Below are 623 nucleotides of genomic sequence, written 5' to 3' on the forward strand. Positions count from 1 at the left end.
TAATAGCTCACTGGTCGAGTCGGCCTGCGCGGAAGATGTAACGGGGCTAAACTGTGCACCGAAGCTGCGGCAGCGACATTTAGGTGTTGTTGGGTAGGGGAGCGTTCTGTAAGCCTGCGAAGGTGTCCTGTGAGGGATGCTGGAGGTATCAGAAGTGCGAATGCTGACATAAGTAACGATAATGCGGGTGAAAAACCCGCACGCCGGAAGACCAAGGGTTCCTGTCCAACGTTAATCGGGGCAGGGTGAGTCGACCCCTAAGGCGAGGCCGAAAGGCGTAGTCGATGGGAAACAGGTTAATATTCCTGTACTTGGTGTTACTGCGAAGGGGGGACGGAGAAGGCTATGTTAGCCGGGCGACGGTTGTCCCGGTTTAAGCATGTAGGCGGGTGTTTTAGGTAAATCCGGAACGCTACTAACGCTGAGGTGTGATGACGAGGCACTACGGTGCTGAAGTAACAAATGCCCTGCTTCCAGGAAAAGCCTCTAAGCATCAGGTAACATCAAATCGTACCCCAAACCGACACAGGTGGTCAGGTAGAGAATACCAAGGCGCTTGAGAGAACTCGGGTGAAGGAACTAGGCAAAATGGTGCCGTAACTTCGGGAGAAGGCACGCTGATA

Annotated in this window: 1 rRNA gene; it reads left to right on the top strand. The window is 53.5% G+C overall.

Annotated features, from left to right (window positions below):
• Positions 1 to 623 (top strand): 23S ribosomal RNA (locus NNN71_RS24900); the annotation flags it as partial.

The sequence above is a fragment of the Kluyvera sp. Awk 3 genome (assembly GCF_028069715.1).
Lineage (GTDB): Bacteria > Pseudomonadota > Gammaproteobacteria > Enterobacterales > Enterobacteriaceae > Kluyvera > Kluyvera georgiana_A.